The organism is Flavobacterium sp. DSP2-3-1, from assembly GCF_049896865.1.
GTDB lineage: Bacteria > Bacteroidota > Bacteroidia > Flavobacteriales > Flavobacteriaceae > Flavobacterium.
The window spans coordinates 115,145-135,159 of record NZ_JAFCVD010000005.1 but is presented as its reverse complement, the minus strand read 5'-3'; the positions used below and the strand labels follow the sequence as shown (position 1 = coordinate 135,159).

Annotated in this window: 20 protein-coding genes; 4 read left to right on the top strand and 16 right to left on the bottom strand. The window is 33.8% G+C overall.

Going from position 1 to position 20,015, the window contains the following annotated elements; genetic code table 11:
• Positions 1-22 precede the first annotated feature (22 nt).
• The 4 genes from ACP7AT_RS07555 to ACP7AT_RS07540 all read left to right on the top strand — a co-directional run bounded on the left by ACP7AT_RS07555 (position 23) and on the right by ACP7AT_RS07540 (position 3,859).
• A complete protein-coding gene (locus tag ACP7AT_RS07555; RefSeq protein ID WP_426063732.1) occupies positions 23-760 on the top strand; it encodes a 3-keto-disaccharide hydrolase in 738 nt (245 codons plus the stop codon).
• 62 nt (positions 761-822) lie between these two features.
• Entirely contained in the window at positions 823-2,061 is a 1,239-nt protein-coding gene (locus ACP7AT_RS07550; protein ID WP_426063731.1) for a nucleoside permease, read from the top strand.
• Between the two features lie 9 nt (positions 2,062-2,070).
• Entirely contained in the window at positions 2,071-2,964 is an 894-nt protein-coding gene (locus ACP7AT_RS07545) for a hydroxypyruvate isomerase family protein (RefSeq protein WP_426063730.1), read from the top strand.
• 19 nt (positions 2,965-2,983) lie between these two features.
• Entirely contained in the window at positions 2,984-3,859 is an 876-nt protein-coding gene (locus ACP7AT_RS07540) for a sugar phosphate isomerase/epimerase family protein (RefSeq protein WP_426063729.1), read from the top strand.
• 198 nt (positions 3,860-4,057) lie between these two features.
• Here the strand turns inward: ACP7AT_RS07540 and ACP7AT_RS07535 are convergent, their stop codons facing one another.
• The 16 genes from ACP7AT_RS07535 to ACP7AT_RS07460 all read right to left on the bottom strand — a co-directional run bounded on the left by ACP7AT_RS07535 (position 4,058) and on the right by ACP7AT_RS07460 (position 19,984).
• Positions 4,058-5,713: a M1 family metallopeptidase gene (locus ACP7AT_RS07535; RefSeq protein WP_426063728.1), complete on the bottom strand. Its 1,656-nt coding sequence runs from the start codon at positions 5,711-5,713 to the stop codon at positions 4,058-4,060.
• 58 nt (positions 5,714-5,771) lie between these two features.
• Positions 5,772-6,818 carry an alkaline phosphatase D family protein gene (locus tag ACP7AT_RS07530; protein ID WP_426063727.1) on the bottom strand — a complete coding sequence of 349 codons (1,047 nt, stop codon included), beginning with the start codon at positions 6,816-6,818 and terminating at the stop codon, positions 5,772-5,774.
• A 145-nt stretch (positions 6,819-6,963) separates the two neighbouring features.
• Positions 6,964-8,178 (bottom strand): ATP-grasp domain-containing protein, encoded by a 1,215-nt coding sequence (locus tag ACP7AT_RS07525; protein WP_426063726.1) that lies wholly within the window; start codon positions 8,176-8,178, stop codon positions 6,964-6,966.
• A gap of 3 nt (positions 8,179-8,181) precedes the next feature.
• The gene (locus tag ACP7AT_RS07520; protein WP_426063725.1) at positions 8,182-9,615 is read right to left on the bottom strand and encodes a leucyl aminopeptidase family protein; all 1,434 of its coding nucleotides are present in this window, start codon (positions 9,613-9,615) and stop codon (positions 8,182-8,184) included.
• Between the two features lie 87 nt (positions 9,616-9,702).
• Positions 9,703-10,848 carry an alpha/beta hydrolase gene (locus ACP7AT_RS07515; RefSeq protein WP_426063724.1) on the bottom strand — a complete coding sequence of 382 codons (1,146 nt, stop codon included), beginning with the start codon at positions 10,846-10,848 and terminating at the stop codon, positions 9,703-9,705.
• A 118-nt stretch (positions 10,849-10,966) separates the two neighbouring features.
• Positions 10,967-11,572 carry a bifunctional phosphoribosyl-AMP cyclohydrolase/phosphoribosyl-ATP diphosphatase HisIE gene (gene hisIE, locus ACP7AT_RS07510; RefSeq protein WP_426063723.1) on the bottom strand — a complete coding sequence of 202 codons (606 nt, stop codon included), beginning with the start codon at positions 11,570-11,572 and terminating at the stop codon, positions 10,967-10,969.
• Between the two features lie 34 nt (positions 11,573-11,606).
• Entirely contained in the window at positions 11,607-12,362 is a 756-nt protein-coding gene (gene hisF / locus ACP7AT_RS07505) for an imidazole glycerol phosphate synthase subunit HisF (RefSeq protein WP_426063722.1), read from the bottom strand.
• A 24-nt stretch (positions 12,363-12,386) separates the two neighbouring features.
• Complete coding sequence (locus ACP7AT_RS07500; protein ID WP_426063721.1) at positions 12,387-12,692, bottom strand: NIPSNAP family protein; 306 nt, start codon at positions 12,690-12,692, stop codon at positions 12,387-12,389.
• Positions 12,693-12,712: 20 nt separating this feature from the next.
• Entirely contained in the window at positions 12,713-13,438 is a 726-nt protein-coding gene (gene hisA / locus ACP7AT_RS07495; protein ID WP_426063720.1) for a 1-(5-phosphoribosyl)-5-[(5-phosphoribosylamino)methylideneamino]imidazole-4-carboxamide isomerase, read from the bottom strand.
• A gap of 52 nt (positions 13,439-13,490) precedes the next feature.
• The gene (gene hisH, locus ACP7AT_RS07490; protein ID WP_426063719.1) at positions 13,491-14,072 is read right to left on the bottom strand and encodes an imidazole glycerol phosphate synthase subunit HisH; all 582 of its coding nucleotides are present in this window, start codon (positions 14,070-14,072) and stop codon (positions 13,491-13,493) included.
• A gap of 77 nt (positions 14,073-14,149) precedes the next feature.
• A complete protein-coding gene (gene hisB / locus ACP7AT_RS07485) occupies positions 14,150-15,286 on the bottom strand; it encodes a bifunctional histidinol-phosphatase/imidazoleglycerol-phosphate dehydratase HisB (protein ID WP_426063718.1) in 1,137 nt (378 codons plus the stop codon).
• A gap of 338 nt (positions 15,287-15,624) precedes the next feature.
• Positions 15,625-15,906: a hypothetical protein gene (locus ACP7AT_RS07480; RefSeq protein ID WP_426063717.1), complete on the bottom strand. Its 282-nt coding sequence runs from the start codon at positions 15,904-15,906 to the stop codon at positions 15,625-15,627.
• Between the two features lie 16 nt (positions 15,907-15,922).
• Positions 15,923-16,975 carry a histidinol-phosphate transaminase gene (gene hisC, locus ACP7AT_RS07475; RefSeq protein WP_426063716.1) on the bottom strand — a complete coding sequence of 351 codons (1,053 nt, stop codon included), beginning with the start codon at positions 16,973-16,975 and terminating at the stop codon, positions 15,923-15,925.
• Complete coding sequence (hisD, locus tag ACP7AT_RS07470) at positions 16,965-18,257, bottom strand: histidinol dehydrogenase (protein ID WP_426063715.1); 1,293 nt, start codon at positions 18,255-18,257, stop codon at positions 16,965-16,967. The genes hisC and hisD overlap by 11 nt, the downstream gene beginning before the upstream one ends.
• Before the next feature lie 79 nt (positions 18,258-18,336).
• Complete coding sequence (gene hisG / locus ACP7AT_RS07465; protein WP_426063714.1) at positions 18,337-19,194, bottom strand: ATP phosphoribosyltransferase; 858 nt, start codon at positions 19,192-19,194, stop codon at positions 18,337-18,339.
• A 280-nt stretch (positions 19,195-19,474) separates the two neighbouring features.
• Positions 19,475-19,984, bottom strand: coding sequence for a hypothetical protein (locus tag ACP7AT_RS07460; protein WP_426063713.1), 510 nt, complete (start codon positions 19,982-19,984; stop codon positions 19,475-19,477).
• Between the last annotated feature and the right edge of the window lie 31 nt (positions 19,985-20,015).

The window sequence follows — 20,015 nt, the reverse complement described above, 5'->3', positions numbered from 1 at the left end:
TTATTAATTCAAAAACTTAAAAATGATTAAAAATATTTGTACCTTATTAATTGTTATACTAATGATTCAAACCGCAAATGCACAACAAGCACCAATAGCCAAAGGATTTAAATCAATTTTTGATGGACAATCCACAGCAGGATGGCATTCTTACGGAAAAAAAACAGCTGGTTCAGGTTGGAAAGTTGAAAATGGCATATTGCATTTTGATCCTACTGCTGCCCAGAATGGTCAAGGAGGCGATCTTGTAACCGATGTTGAATACGAGAATTTTCATTTGAAATTAGAATGGAAAGTAGCAGCAAATGCGAACAGTGGTATTATTTTCTTCGTTTACGAGGATTTGACAAAATTTAAAAATACCTATGAAACAGGTCTTGAAATGCAAGTGTTAGATAATGAAGGTCACCCTGACGGTAAAATTGAAAAACACAGAGCTGGTGATTTGTATGATTTAGTAAAAAGCACTTCAGAACCAGTAAAGCCTGTTGGAGAATGGAATTCTGTTGATATTGTATGTAAATTCGGAAAACTTACAATGTTAGTTAATGGTGTAAAAGTTGTTGAAACAACACTTTGGGATGCTAATTTCAAAAATTTAGTTGCCGGCAGTAAATTTGCTACTTGGCCTGGTTTTGCAGCTTTCAAAAAAGGAAAAATTGCTTTGCAAGATCACGGTGACAATGTCTGGTTCAGAAACATCATGATTAAAGAATGGAATACTATGAAAATTACAACCGGATGCGAGGCCGGAATGTAATTGAATAAAAAGTATTAAAAAAAACTAAAACTAACCAAACCAAAATAAAAATTAACCAACCAATGAATAGCACCATCCGAATAAAATTATCCATAATGATGTTCCTAGAATTTTTTATCTGGGGCGCATGGTTTGTAACCCTTGGAACATTTCTGGGAAATAACTTAAAAGCATCGGGTTCAGAAACTGCCGCTATTTTTTCTACGCAATCCTGGGGCGCCATTGTTGCACCTTTCATCATAGGTTTAATAGCTGACCGGTATTTTAATGCAGAAAAGATTTTGGGAATTCTTCATCTCACAGGTGCCTTTTTAATGTATCAAATGTATCAATCGGAAGAAGTTGGAATGTTCTACACTTATGTTTTAAGTTACATGATTTTATACATGCCAACGTTGGCTTTAGTCAACTCAGTTTCTTTCAATCAAATGAAAGATCCGGAAAAAGAGTTTTCTAACATTAGAGTTTGGGGAACTATTGGCTGGATCATTGCGGGACTGTCAATCAGTTATTTATTTCATTGGGATTCTGCCGCAGGAATAAGTTCAGGTTTACTTAAAAATACTTTTTTACTAGCTGGTATTGCTGCTTTTATATTAGGTTTATTTAGCTTTTCATTGCCAAAAACACCACCAAAAGTTAATGATGAAAAAATAAAAATTGGAGACATTATAGGTCTTGATGCTTTAAAATTATTAAAAGATAAAAACTTTGCAATATTTTTTGTGTCATCTATTCTAATTTGTATTCCTCTTGCTTTTTATTATCAAAATGCTAATCTCTTTTTAACTGAAGCAGGTGTTGAAAATCCGACGGGGAAAATGGCAATTGGACAAATATCGGAAGCCTTATTCTTGTTATTGATTCCTGTGTTCTTTACGCGTTTTGGTTTCAAAAAAACGATTTTAATCGGGATGTTAGCTTGGGCAATTCGATACGTTTTATTTGCTTACGGCAATGGTGGAGACTTAAGTTTCATGTTAATTATAGGTATTGCGCTTCACGGTATTTGTTATGATTTCTTTTTTGTATCGGGTCAAATTTACACCAATTCAAAAGCGGGAGAAAAATATAAAAGTGCTGCTCAGGGTCTCATTACATTAGCTACTTATGGAGTTGGTATGCTAATAGGTTTTGCTGTTGCAGGTTATATTACAGATAATTATAAGCTGGCAGACGGTGCTGTAAACTGGCAGATGGTATGGATTATTCCTGCTGGAATTGCTATGGCAGTGTTCTTACTTTTTGCACTTTTATTTAATGAAAAAAACAAAGGAGAAGAATCCACTTCTGCTGTATAAAAATTAAAAATGAGTACTAATTTAAATAGAAGATCTGCCATAAAAGGAATAGTAGCCGGAACAGTTGCGATGGGAATTCCTTCTGGATTTTCTGCTTTGGCTATGCCAAAAAAAGAAACAGCAATACAATTGGGTAAATTAAAAGGAAATATAAATCACTCCGTTTCTCGGTGGTGTTTTAATGACATAGATTTAGATACTCTTTGCATCGAATCTAAAAAGATGGGAATTACCGGGATTGATTTAGTAGGTCCTAAAGATTGGCCAACATTGAAGAAATATGATCTTGTTTCTACAATGTGCAACGGTGCAGAGATTAATTTAGTAGATGGTTTTAATGATATTAAATTCCACGAAACGCTATTAAAAAACTACACTGAAATGATTCCGATGGTAGCAAAAGCAGGTTATAAAAACCTAATTTGCTTTAGCGGAAGCCGTCGAGGAATAACTGATGAAGAAGGATGGAACAATTGTGTTATCGGTTTGCAAAAACTAATTACATTGGCTGAAAAGCATAATGTGATTTTAGTAATGGAATTGCTAAACAGCAAAATTGATCATAAAGATTACCAATGTGACAGAACATCCTGGGGAGTAGCATTAGCAAAACGCTTGAATTCAGAAAACTTTAAACTTCTTTATGATATTTATCACATGCAAATCGATGAAGGTGATGTGATTAGAAACATAAGGGACAATCATCAATATATTGCACATTATCATACGGCCGGCGTTCCGGGACGAAATGAAATTGATGATACACAAGAATTAAATTACTCCGCAATTATGAAAGCAATTGCAAAAACTGGTTTTAAAGGTTATGTAGGACAAGAATTTGTACCAAAAAACCCGGACAAATTAGCCGCACTACAACAAGCTATTACTATTTGTGATATTTAACCAATCTAAAAAACAACTCATGATAAAGAGAAGAGAATTTTTAATTAATACTGGTTTGGCTCTAGGCGCATTAGCACTTGTTCCTACATTTGCTTTTGACTCAAAAAGTAGAAATATCGGAATTCAACTATGGACCTTGCGTGACACGTTACCAAAAGATGTTAAAGGTGTTTTAGCTCAAGTTGGTAAAGCTGGATTTTGCGAAGTGGAAACTTTTGGTTATTCGGTAGATAAAGGCTTTTTTGGAACTTCAGTACGTGATTTTAAATCGATATTGGATGATAACGGTTTAAAAGCAACGAGTAATCATTTCGATTTCAATTCGATGATTAAAGATGGTTCCACTGATCTTGTAAAATATTATGTAGAAACCGCAAATCAGTTAGGAAGTGAATATGTGACGGTGCCATATATCGTTTCAGAATTGCGCGGAACTACTGGTGATGCCTATAAAAAATTAGCCTTACAAATTAATAAAGTAGGAGAACTTTGTAAAGAAGGAGGTTTGAAATTAGCATATCACAATCATGATTTTGAATTTACTAAATTTGGTTCAACCAATGGATATGAGATTTTATTAAATGAAACTGATGAAAACTTAGTTGATTTTGAAATGGATTTATATTGGGTAGTTCGCTCTGGAAATGATCCACTGCAATTATTCCAAAAATATCCCGGACGTTTCTCTATGTGGCATGTAAAAGATATGGATAAAGTTAATCCAGATTGGAATGCAGAAATAGGAACTGGAACTATAGATTTTAAATCGATTTTTGCTCAAGCTAAACTTGCTGGGATGAAACGTTTCTTTTTGGAACACGAATCAAATTACAAACCAAATCCAATAGAGTCTGCTGCAACAAGTTTTAAATACATTAGGAAAAACTTGATCTAAATAGTTTTAACGAAAAATAAATTTAAAAAAGGGATATGTTAGTATCCCTTTTTTATTACCACTTCTCTGCTCCCAATAATTTTTTTCCCAAATCACTCAATTCTGCGGTTTTATATTTACTGTAAAAATCATAAAAGTTTTCATTCTTTATTTAAAAAAAAAGATACCTTCATAAAATTTAGGCCTTAATTTCTGGATTTACTCTGTTATATCAAAACTGGCGACATAAAAATTTTTGTCTGTTTCCAATTTTGAATTTTCAGTATTTGCTGGAAGACTCTTCCATTTTATTTCCGGTTGCAACAATTCTTCTTTTCCGTTTAGAGTTACTTTGACGGGCATATTAAAACCAGCTACACAATTTGTCCAGCGATACACCAGTTGATTATCCTTGAAAAAATATTCCAGTGTAGGAATTCTGGTGTCTCGTAAGTACTGATTAAAAACAGTTGATAAATCGAGTCCGACTTTTTGACTCATATAATTCTCAATTTGTTTTGTAGTTACCGTTTGGTGATAAAAAGTACTGTTCAAACCTCTTAAAATCCCTCTCCATTTTTCATCATCATTTACTAATTGGCGTATCGTGTGAATCATATTGGCGCCTTTAGGATACATATCGCCTGAACCTTCATTATTTACATCGTAATTTCCGATTATTGGTTTGTCATTTTGGATATTTTTTCTGGTTCCTCTCACGTACTCAAATCCTGCTTCTTTTCCATAATAATATTCGACAAAAAGACTTTCAGAATAGTTCGTAAAACTTTCGTGAATCCACATATCAGCAATATCTTTATACGTGATATTATTGGCAAACCACTCATGTCCAGATTCGTGAATTATAATAAAATCGAATTTTAATCCCCAACCCGTTCCGCTCAAATCACGACCTAAATAACCATTTTGAAATTTGTTTCCATAAGTTACTGAACTTTGATGTTCCATTCCTAAATATGGAGCTTCAACAAGTTTGTAACTGTCTTCATAAAAAGGATACGGCCCAAACCAGTGCTCAAAAGCCTTTAGCATCCTTGGAACATCTTGAAATTGTTTTTTGGCTTTCGCCAAATTGTCTCTCAAAACATAATACGTGCAATCCAAAATCCCTTTTTCTCCTTTATATTTTTCTGAAAATGAAACATAATCTCCTATATTTATGTTTACGCCATAATTATTAATTGGATTTGACACATACCAATTATAAGTTTTTGTCCCGTCTTTTAGTTGTTTAACACTAGTCAGACGTCCATTCGATACATTTGTCAAATTTTTAGGAACATTTACGCTAATCAGCATATTTTCCACTTCGTCATACATGTGATCTTTGTTTGGCCACCAAACACTCGCTCCTAATCCTTGACATGAAGAAGCAATAAAAGGCATACCATTATTGTCTTTTTTCCAAGTGATTCCTCCATCCCATGGCGGATTTACCGCAACTTTTGGTTTTCCTCCATAATGTATGGTTAGTTCTTTTATTGCACCTTTTGTTTGGAGAGCAAGTAATTCAATAAAAAATGCATTTCCTTCTCTTCTGTATTTTAAAGATTTTCCATCTTGAATAACTTTAAAAATTTCCATGGGATTCTGTAAATCAATTTGCATATTGTTGTATTCCTGTAATACCTGATATTTTATGGTATTCGAACCAGAAATAGTGCTGTCTGCGGGATTTACTTTAATATCAAGATGGTAGTTTTTTACATCCCACCAAGCTCTTTCTTTGGTAATACTGCCACGTATCGTATCTTGTCTAGTAAATATTTCTTCTTTTGTATCTAGAAGGCCTTGCGCATTTACACCATTAAAGATGAGAAATGAGATAAAAATAAGACTGCACTGTTTTTTCATAATGAATTTATTTTGGACAAAAATAGCCTTCAAATTATAGAAATAAAATTCCTTAAATTTATTTTCCGGGATATATCTGAACATATTCTTGAAGCAATTTATTTTGTTTTCCTCTAATTTCCATAATTACCTTATTGTTTTTAAAGTCAAATTTTAATAATCCAAAATTGATATCTTTTATCACTTCTCCTTTGACATAAGGATTTTCTTCACCAGAAAAAGTAGTATAAGTATGTGTCAATCCACTCGAGGTAAAATCTATTAACGGATACGCTAATTTAGCAACATTTTTGGCAGAAAATGTAGCAATATGACGATCTCCCGATATTATAAAAGTACCTTGAGCTTTGGTGGAAATTATTAATTGCTCTAATTTTTCTATTTCATGAGGGAAATTTCCCCAGGCTTCAAAACCATGTTTATCGGATAAAAACTGAATACTGCTTACTATGACGTTAAATTGAGCATCGGAATTTCTAAGTTCTTTCTTTAGCCAATTCCATTGTGCCTTTCCCAATACTGTTCCTTCACCATATTTATTGGGTTGAAAACGCTTTTTTGAATCGGTCGCTTTTGTAAGTGCTGTTCTAAAAAAACGAGAATCCAATACAATTATTTTGACTTTATTTCCATCAACAACAATGGTTTTTGCAGTATAAATTCCGTCTCTTTTTCGTTCCGGAGCCTTTTTTGAAGTTCCTAAAAAATCTAATAATAACTGTTGACTTTTTCTTTTAAAAGGATATTCTTCCCCGCCGTCATTCACACCAAAATCGTGATCGTCCCACGTTCCTAAAACGATTTTGTCTTTAATAAATTTGAGATAATCAGAATCTTGTTTCTGAATATCATAATTATTTTTAAGAAAATGCATGTCTGATGTATCGGAATACACATTATCGCCTCCCCAAATCCAAACAGAAGGATGATTTTCATCTATCGCTGGCCAAAGTTCATTTTTAATTTTTTGGTCGTCGCAGGAACCGAAAGCAACAGTAAAATATTCATTTTGAATCGGTTTTTGAGTTTCAATTTGACTTATTTGATCAAACGATTTACAACTTATAAATCCTAAAAAACTAAAAAGAAATATTATTTTTTTCATTTGATGTAGAAATGGAAGTAATTATTTAATATTAAAATTCCAACGAAGATATAAAAAACTGTGTCGTTGTACTTTAACTAAACTTTAAATAAAAAAGCGACTATTTCTATTGAAACAATCGCTATTTTTAATTCGGCAAAAGCATTTAATGCAAATTTGTTATTTTTATTTGTTCTACCACAGCTGTGAAATCATTGGCTAAACGATTGCCATAATCTTCTAAAAGTTCTAAAACACGCTGCTGATTATCTGATTTTACAATTAATCCTGCATGATATTCCAATGGCACTTTAAAGCAAACTTCAGGATCTGAAAAAGATGATAAATTAGGGTGCTGGAATTTTGACAACGTCAGAACGATTCCGGCATACCCTTTTTTTACTTTTGGCAAAACATATTTATCCGCTTTTACTAATCCGTTTTCAATTGCTGCCCACTCCTTCCATAAATTAATATTGGAAGCTTCGGCAACCATCTCTGCTAAATGTGCTCCTCCCACGCGTGAAGATGTTTCCAGAAAATAAATTTGACCATCTTCATTACTTTTAATAAATTCAGTATGAGCGGCTCCATATTTCAAACCAAAGCCTTTCATCACTTGTTCATTTAACTTTTTTATCGCGATATCATCTTCTGAATTGTATTTAATATTTGCCGAACGGAAAACACCACCATCCTGAGAAATTTCCATTGGTGTGGATAAATATTTTGAAGTCAAACTAAAGATCACTTTACTGTCCGAAATTAAACTATCGCAATGATACACATCGCCCGGTTTGAATTGTTCCAATAAATATTTAAATCTATTATTCCCCATTTCATTAATATGAATCCACAAACTCTCTTTGTCATGTATTTTTATAATTCCTGTTACCGAAGCTTCGGAACGAGGTTTTAAAACCCATGGAGCTTCAATAGTTTCAGCAAAAGTATTAATGTCATGATCGTTAAATAACGAACAAAAAGCAGGAATGGGTATGCCACAGCTTTTGGCTCTCATACGCATGGCGAGTTTATCTCTAAAATAACGTCCTGTGGTTTGTCCCATTCCGTCGATACGGAGATTTTCCCTTAGATATGTTGCTTTTTCCACGTCATAATCATCCAGAGCTACAATGGCATCAATTTTTGTGGACTTCATGAAATTCCCAACACCTAACAAAAGATGTTCTAAATTCCAATCGACGTCCTGACCTTCCATATAGAAAATCTCATCAATATGTTGATGGGGCCACGGTTTATCCTTCAGTTTTTCACTCGTCACTAAATAGACTTTGTTGCCTAACTTTTTTAAATTAATTAAAAAATCGGCACCTTTGAAATAATTTGAAATGCAAAGAAAGGTTTTAGAGTTTTCCATTGGTTATAAATTTTCAATGAATTTAGTCAATAAATGAACACCAAAGGCTGTTGCGTGCTTACTTTTAGCAAATTCATCATCTCCAAATGCCACTCCTGCAACATCCAGATGCGCCCAAGATTTGTGTTCCTGAGTAAAATATTCTAAAAATTTGGCAGCACTTATGGCTCCCGCAACTGCTTTTCCGCTATAATTTTTCACATCGGCAATATCACTTTCAATATCTGATTTATATACATCCCAAAGTGGTAAAGGCCATAAACGTTCTCCAATTGCATCTCCGTTTTGTTGCAATTTCTTCGCCATTTCTTCATTATTGGTAAACAAAGCACCACATTCATAACCAAGAGTAGCCACGCTGCTTCCGGTAAGTGTAGCAATATCAACAATATATTCTGGTTTGAAATTTTTAATTAAATACGATAATCCATCTGCTAAAATAAGTCGCCCTTCAGCATCCGTATCAATAATTTCTATAGAATGCCCGCTGTAACTGTGAATTACGTCGCTTGGTAAAAATGATTTGCCATCCACTGCATTTTCAGCACAAGGAACAATTGCAGTTACTTTTACAGGTAATTGTAAATCAGCGATCAGTTGCATCGCGCCAAAAACTGCGCCACCACCGGCCATATCACATTTCATGTGAACCATTCCGGCTGTTTTTATATTTATTCCACCAGTATCAAATGTGATTCCTTTTCCAACAAGTCCAACGTGTTTCATCTGCTTAACTTCAGCTACGGGAGTGTAATTCATGATAATAAACTGTGGTTCATTTTCACTTCCTTTTCCAACTGCTAAAAATGCGCCGAGACCAACTATTTTTGAAGCTTCAGACCCGAGAACTTCTACATCAAATCCGTATTTTTCTCCCGTTTCTTTGGCCCAATTCGCTAAGTATTTCGGATTGATTGTATTTGGTGGCAAATCGACCAAATTAAAAGTACTCAATTGTGCTTTTGCAATTTTAATTCCTTTTTTGGCTGCAGCCAAATAATCATTCTCACTTACCAAAGTCAATGTGAATTCAGGATTTAAAAAAGGATGTATTTCTTTTTCAGATTTAAAATGACCCAAATTATACGTTCCCAGAAGCAAACCGGACACCATCGCTTCAATCTGTTCTTCAATACATTGTTCCGGTATAACTAAAGCAACATTCGAACTGAAATTTTCTTTTTGTTTCGATGAAATACGTCTAAAAGTAGTCTTTAAAGATTTGTAATCAATTGTTTTTCCCAAACCAATAAAGACATAAGTATTGTCATTTTTTTCGGCTAAGTAATGTGTGTCTTTTTTTCCAAAAAAAACGTTAGAAGCAATTTCCAATCCATTAAATGCAATGGGAACAATACTTTTTGAATAGGTTTCAAAAACCGGAATCAAAATTGTACCTGAAAAACTATCTAAATTTGTTACTGTTCTTGTTGTCATTTTCTTTAATTTTTAAAGCTTTTTGATTAAATTTAATGTTACTGTGAATGCTTTATTCTTAAAATTGAGTTGCAATAAATTGTGTCTCTACGAATCTTTTGTATTAAAAAATAACCACTCAATTGCTTTTGGAAATTCATCACTCCAATATGTTTCGCTGTGTTTTCCCTGCCTGTTAATACTTAAATTAATTTGGGATCTATCTTCTATAAAGTGGCTGGAAATTAAATCATCCTGAAACTTTTTGACGTGCTCAATCATCGTTTTACTTTCATCACCGCCAGCATATAAATAAATTTTAGTATCGGTCGTATTTACTTTCCTTGCATCAATTTTCAATTCCGGAACCACCCAAAGTGATGGTGAAAAAATCATCAGTTTACCAAATGTTTCGGGATTTCTGAGACCACTAAAAATACTGATTAATCCGCCCATCGAACTTCCTCCTATTCCTGTGAATTCACGTTCTTTTTTGGTTCTAAAATTACTGTCTACATAAGGTTTTAGCGTATCAGTCACAAAACGGATGTATTTCTTTCCTTGTCCTTTTCCTAAAACTGTTTTTCCTACATTATATTCTTTTATACGATCTTCCTCAGCGTGTTCAACAGCAATAATTATAATTTTTCCAATTTTATACTCGGACATGACTGCCAGTTTTTTGTCAATTTCCCAGTTTCCAAATTCGGCTGTTTCATTGAATAAATTTTGGGCATCCTGCAAATACATTACCGGATAACTCTCACTAGAATTATCGTAATCATGTGGTAAAAGTGCCCAAATTTTCCTGATTTTATTAAGTTGCGGGATTTTAAATTCATCTGATATCAACTGAACTTGTGGCAAATACGATTGTTTGTAAGGCAACCAGTTTTTCCTCCATCTGGCAACATGTTCATTTTGTACGCCAGTATACGCTAATGCTGAACGATTTTCGGTACGATTTCCATGACTGTCAATTTCAACTTCACTCCAATCCCCTTTTGTAAATTTATACAAAAGCACCTTAGGATAATCAAAGTCATGAGGGAATTTGTAATGATACGAACCATTTCCAATCTTTTGCATTACAAATTCTTTGTCCTGTGTGCGCCAATTATTAAAATTTCCTGAAATATAAACCGGTCGAGAATCATCTTCGTCAGTTGTCAGAATTATGTGTAGTCCTGTATTAATTATGGAATCGTTTACATCTGGATTAAAGGTGGTATTATCTGTATTCAGTGCGTGCATGCGCTTCTTTTATTATAAATTATAGTAAATATAGTGGATTGCCATTGGAAATAAAAGAAAAAAAAACCCAATAGCAAATGAATTTCCTATTGAGTTTTCTAAATGAAAATTAAATAAACTATTTTTTCTTCTGGCGACTTTTCAAAACAGCAACAACATCATCTAATTTAAAACCTTTGGCTTGCAATAAAATAAGATAATGAAAAAGCAAATCAGCACTTTCGCTTAAAAACAAATCATCGTTATCATCTTTGGCCTCTATAACCACTTCAATCGCTTCCTCGCCTACTTTCTGTGCAATTTTGTTCATTCCCAATTTAAACAACGAAGCCACATAACTTTTTTCGGAATCCGCATTTTCTTTTCGAAGTTGAATAGTATCTTCTAACGCCGTCAGAAACCCATAATCGGATTTATTTTCGTCAGCCCAACACGTATCAGTTCCGTTGTGACACGTTGGTCCTTCTGGTTTTACTTGTATCAATAACGTATCATTATCGCAATCGTTTTTGATGTTAATCAAATTCAGAAAATTTCCACTTTCCTCCCCTTTTGTCCAAAGTCTCTGTTTAGTTCGACTGTAAAATGTTACTTTTTGAGTGTCAACTGTTTTTTGGTATGCTTCAGCATTCATGAAACCCAACATCAAAACCGTTTTGGTTTCACTGTCTTGAATGATAGCAGGAATTAATCCGTCAGTATTTTTTGAGAAATCTATGTTCATATTTTTAGTCTAATGTATTAAAGTCAAAAAAAAATTAAATTCGTACTTCGATATTATTGTTTTTAAGCGCTTTTTTTAATGTTTTGATTTCAATTTCTTTAAAATGAAATACGCTTGCCGCCAATGCTGCATCGGCTTTTCCGACCAGAAAAGTGTCTTTAAAATGTTGAATGTTTCCTGCGCCACCAGAAGCAATTATTGGAATATTAACCAATTTAGAAAGTTTGGCCAAAGCTTCATTTGCAAAGCCATTTTTAGTTCCGTCATTGTCCATTGAGGTAAACAGAATTTCGCCTGCGCCTCTTTGCTCCACTTCTTTGGCCCAATCAAATAAATTCAATTCAGTTGGTATTTTCCCTCCCATTAAATGCACAATCCATTCTCCATCTATCTGTTTGGCATCAATAGCGACAACAATACACTGGCTTCCAAATTTCTGTGCCAAATCATTAATCAATTGCGGATTTTTAACCGCTGATGAATTGATGGAAACCTTATCAGCTCCGTTTTGAAGCAATATTTCTACATCCAAAATAGAAGAAATTCCACCACCAACGGTAAAAGGAATATTAATCGTTGAAGCAACCTTCCGTACTAATTCAATCAAGGTTTTTCTTCTTTCTTCTGTTGCAGAAATATCCAGAAAGACTAATTCGTCCGCGCCTTCATCCGAATATATTTTGGCTAATTCTACCGGATCTCCTGCGTCACGTAAGTCCACAAAATTAACACCTTTTACGGTTCTTCCGTTTTTTATATCAAGACAGGGTATAATTCTTTTTGTAAGCATATCTGTTTGTTGTTAAAAGTCTTATTATTCAAATACTGGGCGCAAAAAAGTTCGTTCATAACTTAAAATACATCTTGAATCTTCTGCAATTTTGAACGTTTCGATACATTCTTGATCTTCTAAAATTAGTCTTCTGTAATTTTCATATTCGGATAAACTAGCAAACGAAAACATTGCAAATGCAACGTTATTTGCTCCTTCAGACGGCAAAAAATAACCATGATGCTGTCCACCAAAACGGTTAACTAATTTAATCCATCTTTTACCATACTCTTCAAAAATATCCAATTGAAAAGGGTCAATAATATATTTTACGTAACAAGTTATCATAATTTATGCTCTGAATTTGACTATTTACTAATTATAAACTGTTCCAATTGTTTCAACGAAATTCGTCCTTCATAAATTGCTTTTCCGATTATTGTTCCTTCACAACCTAATTCGGCTAGCCTTGGCAATTCATCAAAAGTTGAGATTCCTCCTGAAGCAATCAATTTTATGCCGTTGGATTCCCCCAAAATTTTATCGTATAATTCAAAAGAAGGTCCTTCAAGCATACCGTCTTTGGCGATATCCGTACAAATAACATATTCAATTCCTTTATTTTGATACTCTTGTATAAACGGAATTAAATCTTCATTCGAATCTTCTAACCAACCAGAAACTGCTACCTTTTCATTATTAGCATCTGCCCCCAAAATAATTTTATCCGAACCATATTGCGCAATCCATTTTTCGAATAGTTCTCTATTTTTAACGGCAATGCTTCCACCAGTAATTTGATTCGCACCACTTTCAAAAGCGATTTTTATGTCGGAATCCGATTTTAATCCACCACCAAAATCAATTTTCAGTTTGGTTTGAGAAGCAATTTGTTCCAATATCTTATAATTGACAATTTGGCTTGACTTCGCTCCATCTAAATCAACCAAGTGCAAATATTCGATTCCGTGTGCTTCAAATGATTTGGCCACTTCAAGCGGATTTTCATTGTATATAATTTTGGTATTGTAATCGCCTTTTGACAAGCGAACACATTTTCCGTCTATGATATCTATTGCAGGTATTATTCTCATTTATTTAAGTCTTAAAGTGTAAAAGTCAAAAGTCATAAAGACATAACCTAATTTATAATTTTAAAAAATTACCCAAAATTTGTTCTCCAACGTCACCACTTTTCTCTGGGTGAAATTGTGTTCCGTAGAAATTATTTTTTTGAAGAGCTGATGCATACTCAACTTCATAATTAGTTGTTGCAATGGCTTCGAGACAAATTGGCACATAAAAACTATGTACTAAATACATGTGTTCGTTTTCATTAATTTCTTTGAATAAAAGTGATTTCAAGTTGTAAATTTGATTCCAGCCCATTTGAGGTACTTTTACTTTTGGCGTAAATTTAATCACATCAACATCAAAAATACCTAAACCCGTTGTGTTTCCTTCCTCCGATTTGTTGCACATCAATTGCATGCCCAGACAAATCCCTAAAACGGGTTGTTTTAAAGTTGGGATTAATACATCAAGACCACTGTCAATAAGCATTTTCATCGCAAAACTAGCTTCGCCAACACCGGGAAATATCACCCGGTCCGCAGCCTTAATTTCTTTCCAATCATTACTCAAGACAGCCTCAAAACCTAATCTTTCAATAGCAAATTTTATGCTTTGAATATTTCCTACTCCGTAATTTATGATTACAATTTTCATCTTTTTCAACCATTAATAAATCAAGTTTTATTTTAGACGTAACGCCCAATAATTCATAATTTATAATTCATAATTTTTTAAAGCATTCCTTTTGTCGAAGGCAAAATCATCTTTTCCGTGTCACGTTTTACTGCCACTTTTATCGCTTTTGCAAAAGCTTTAAAGATGGCTTCAATCTTGTGATGCTCATTTGTACCTTCTGCTTTGATATTAATGTTGGCTTTGGCGCCATCCGAGAATGATTTGAAGAAATGATAAAACATTTCCGTAGGCATTTTACCAACCATCTCCCGTTTGAATTCGGTTTCCCAAACCAGCCAGTTTCTGCCTCCAAAATCAATTGCCACTTGTGCTAAACAGTCGTCCATTGGCAAACAAAAACCGTAACGTTCTATTCCTAATTTATTTCCCAATGCTTTTGCAAAAACTTCGCCCAATGCAATTGCTGTATCTTCAATCGTATGATGTTCATCGACTTCTAAATCTCCTTTTACAAGAACTTCTAAGTCCATTTGTCCGTGACGTGCGATTTGGTCAAGCATGTGGTCAAAGAAAGCAATGCCGGTTTCAATTTTACTTTTTCCGGTTCCGTCAAGGTTTAACTTGATATAAATATCCGTTTCGTTCGTTTTCCTTTCGATGGAGGCGGAACGTTCCTCTAATTTCAAAAACTCATAAATTACTTTCCAATCGGTAGTTTGCAAAGCAATAACGAAGTCCAATTCTCCTCTTTTTGAAGAAATCTCATCTCCTCCCAAAGCTTCATTTGTATCAATAAAAATCGCTTTTGAACCTAAGTTTTTTGCTAATTCAACATCTGTTATTCTGTCTCCAATTACGAATGAATTTGCTAAATCATATTCCGGATTGTCAATATATTGTGTCAACATTCCAGTTGCAGGTTTGCGAGTCGGTGCATTTTGGTATGGAAAAGTTTTGTCAATAAACACTTCTTTGAAAACAACTCCTTCATTTTCAAACGATTTCATAATAAAATTATGAACTGGCCAAAAGTTGATTTCGGGATGAGAATCCGTTCCCAAACCATCTTGATTGGTAACCATTACCAATTCGAAATCCAATTCTTGAGCTATTTTAGCTAAATATTGAAAGGCGTTTGGATAAAATTCTAATTTTTCGAAACTGTCTAACTGATAATCATTTGGTTCCAAAACCATTGTTCCGTCACGGTCTATAAAAAGTATTTTCTTCATTTAATTACGATGCGCTATGCTATTTTAAATTAGCTATTTGTCTATTATTTTGTTCTTGTATGAATAATCAAATCTTTTTGGGCGTGTCCCTGTGGGTCGGGCTATACGTTCCCGCTTTTTTACAGCCTCGTTCCTCTGCTCTAAAAAGAGCTCCACTGCTATCCCTCACGCTAAGCAACCACTCTCTATTTTAAATATTGAAAACATTTGCTATCCTCGGTCATCTCGACCATCTTATGTTTAGCTGTATTTTCAGTTACTTCTTCACAGTATACATTGTTTATCAATATCCCGGTTTCAAATACAAGTTGCACATAAGTTATTTTACCTGGCTCAACTTAAATTACAAATTTTTCAGCACTTTCGCCTGGCTTCTTTCTGCCACCTTTAACAAAATAATTATGCTTTCCTACAGCAACTTCATGTACGGAGTAATTTTTATTATTCAATTTGCACACAAAAGCACCATTTACAAAAGTTTTAAAAGCAACTGCTGAACCCTGAAAATCTGTAGAACGCAAAAAATAAATTTTGCCAGTTGCAACGTTGGTAGTGTCCTGCGCAGAAGCAAGCGAAGCAAAAAACAAAGTAACAATGAAGGTAAAAATTAATTTTTTCATTTTATATCAGTTCAGGTTAATTCATTTCTTTCAAAGCTACTATTAATTTCATGTTTTCTTGTGCAGTTCCAACAGTAAAACGCAAACAATTGTCACATAGCGGTTGGGTTGTACGGTTCCGAATTACAATACCTTTCGCAATCAATTCATCATACCTTTTGTTAGCATCATCCACTTTTACCAAAATAAAATTGGCTTCTGTAGGATAAATTTTTTCGACAAAGTTCACATCAAGTAATTCCTTAAGTAATTTTTCTCGTTGTGCTATTATTGATTCAATCTCAGCTTTTATTTTTTCTGTATCACCTAATCGTTCGATTGCTCTTTTTTGAGTCAGTTCATTGACATTATACGGTGGTTTTATTTTGTTTAAGACCGAAATTATTTCCGCAGACGCATAACAAACTCCCAATCTAATGCCGGCCAGACCATACGCTTTTGATAATGTTTGGGTGATAATTAAGTTTGGATATTCATCTAATTCATTACTCCAGCTATCTTTCTTCGAAAAATCAATATAAGCTTCATCAATTACAACCAGACCTTTGAAGTTTTGCAAAAGATATGCGACACTTTCATCCGAAAAGGAATTCCCGCTTGGATTATTTGGCGAACACAAGAAGATAATTTTAGTTTGTTCATCGACAGCTTCTATAATTTTTTCAATTTGAGGTTGGAAATCATCCGAAAGCAAAACTTCTCGATTTTCAACTGCATTGATATTAGCCAAAACGCCATACATTCCGTAAGTTGGTGGCAAAGTAATTACATTATCTTTTTTTGGTTCACAAAAAGCCCGAAATAACAAATCCAACACTTCATCGCTTCCGTTCCCTAATAAAATTTGATCCGTTTTAACAGATTTTTGTTTTACCAAAACCTCTTTTACACTTATTTGTTGCGGATCCGGATAACGGTTTACACCATTTTCAAACGGATTTTCATTGGCATCCAGAAAAATCATATCTGCAATGTCGAAATCCTTAAATTCATCACGAGCCGTAGAATACGGTTTCATTCGTTTAACGTTTTCTCTGACTAAATTATTTATATCGAAATTATTTTCCATCTTGAATCGCTTTTAATCGTAATGTAACTGCATTTTTGTGTGCTTGCAGTCCTTCCGCTTCTGCCATGATTTCAATAGCTTTACCTATATTTTGTATTCCTTTTTCAGTTATTTTTTGAAAAGTCATCGTTTTCGTAAAACTATCCAAATTTACGCCGCTATAATTCTTGGCGTAACCGTTTGTAGGCAGAGTATGATTCGTTCCTGAAGCATAATCACCGGCACTTTCAGGGGTATAATTTCCTATGAATACAGAACCCGCATTTTGAACACCATTGCTGTAAAAATCATCAAATTCTGAACAAATAATAAAGTGTTCCGGTCCGTATTCGTTGATTAAATCCAAAGCAATTTTATCATTTTCGACAAAAATTAATTTAGAATTGGCAATCGCTTTTTCAGCAATGGCTTTTCTTGGCAATGTTTCCATTTGGATTTGGATTTCAGCCTCGACAGCATCAATTAATTTTTTGGAAGTAGAAACTAAAATTACCTGACTGTCTGCTCCATGTTCAGCCTGTGACAATAAATCCGAAGCTACAAACGCCGGAATTGCAGTATCGTCAGCAATAATTAATAATTCTGATGGACCTGCCGGCATATCGATTGCTACGCCAAATTGTGTTGCTAATTGTTTAGCCACGGTCACAAATTGATTTCCCGGTCCAAAAATTTTATACACTTTCGGAATTGTTTCTGTCCCAAAAGTCATTCCGGCAATAGCCTGAATTCCTCCTACTTTTAATATTTTAGTCACACCACATAAATTTGCAGCATACAAAATAGCTGGATTTATATTTCCGTTTTTATCCGGTGGCGAACACAAAACAATTTCATTACATCCAGCAATTTCCGCAGGAACAGCCAACATCAAAACTGTGGAAAATAAAGGTGCAGTTCCTCCCGGAATATACAATCCTATCTTTTGAATTGGTCTTTTTTCCTGCCAGCACTTTACTCCTTCGATTGTTTCTACAGTTACTCTTTCCGTTTTTTGAGCAATATGGAATTTTTTAATATTTGATTTTGCGAGAGCAATCGCTTCTTTTAAGTCGGTAGAAATTGATGCGATTGCTTGGTCAATTTCAGCTTTAGTAACTTCAATAGAATCGATTTTGGCACCATCAAAAAGTGACGTATATTTCGCGACAGCTGTGTCTCCTTTCTTTTGAACTTCATTAAAAATTTCTTTTACAGTGGCTTCAATGTCATCCACAGTTTTGGTAGGTCGCTCTAAAATTGAGGACCACGTTTCTGGTTTTGGATTGTATATTTTATTCATTTATAATTTTATTCAAAGATTAAATAATAGAATTATTACGTTTTTAAACTCATAATTCATAACTTATAATTTAAAATTCTTAAAGTACCATTTTCTCAATTGGACAAATTAAAATCCCTTCAGCTCCAGCTTCTTTCAATTGATCAATTACATCCCAAAAACTGTCCTTGTCGATAACAGAGTGAACGCTACTCCATCCCTCTTGTGCCAAAGGCAAAACGGTTAAACTTCTTAATACCGGAAGAATTTTTCCAACAGCATCAATTTTGTCATTTGGAACATTCATCAGGATATACTTCGATTTTCGTGCTCTTAAAACGGATTCGATTCTGAATTTTAACGTATCAATTATTTTTTGGGATTCAGGACTTACTTTCGGAGAAACAGCCAAAACCGCTTCACTTTTAAATATAACTTCAACTTCTTTTAGATTATTTTTAAACAAAGTACTCCCGCTCGAAACAATGTCAACAATCGCATCGGCCAAACCTATATTTGGAGCAATTTCAACCGAACCTGATATCTGGTGTATATCGACTGTCACCCCTTTAGAACTAAAAAAATCTAGCACTGTTTTAGGATAAGAAGTTGCAATACGCATACCGTCTAAATCTTGAACGGATTTGTAATTAAATGCTTTTGGTACAGCAACGGAAACTTTACATTTTGAAAAACCTAATTTTTGAATTACTTCAATACTGTTTCCTTTTTCAACTAATAAATTATCGCCAACAATCGCAATATCTACAACTCCATCTATCAAATATTGAGGAATATCTGAATTTCTTAAATATAAAACCTCTAAAGGAAAATTTGACGCTTCGGCTTTTAATTGGTCGATACCGTTATCTATTGAAATACCAGCATCTTTTAGAATTTGAATGCTGTCTTCGTTTAAACGTCCTGATTTTTGAATTGCAATTTTTAATGTACTCATTTTGTTTTGTTTTTTTTTTTGTTTAAAATATTTTGATTGAGTACAAATGATGGGTAATAAAAAACCCGTTTGATGTACTCAAACGGGTTTTTAGAATATGATGATTTACACACATATCATTAACACATCGCTTGAGAGCAATAATGAAAATGATGATGATGCAATTGATTTGTAAACATTTTTGGATAATTTATTTTAATTCTTTTGCAAATATAAGAGATAAATTATTTACAAAGCAATTTTTATTTTAACATTAATACTAATTTTTGTTAAATGAATATTATTTGTCTTCTTTATCATATATTTTTTCAGCAGATGGATTCCCATTCACCGGAGCCGAAACAGCATTATTTTCTCTAATTTCAGTATGACGAATTTCTCCTCCCGAAGTCCCAACATTTATAGCCATAATTCCACCTACCAATGCTAAAACAAGCGTAATAAATGAAAATATTTTGGCCGGTCGGAACTTTTTTACAGAGGCTATTAATGAAATTAAAGCAAAACCTCCGGTTACGTAAAGTACTAAAGCAAATTTCTCTGCTAATTCTTCATGTTCATGGATGATTGCTTTGCCTATATTTGGAAAATCTTCCACCATTTCCTCTGCTCCCTCGCCAGTTCCCATACTGAATGCACCAAAAATAGCTGCTACAATAAATAGAATGTAAGCAGTATTTTTTACGGAATTGTTATTTAAAAATATTCCTGTAATTAAAATTCCAATTCCAAAAAAGGTTCCGATAATTGGAAAATGGTTTACAACCATGTGTAAATGAGCATCATTCATAATTTTTTTATTTAAAGTTTAATATGTTCTC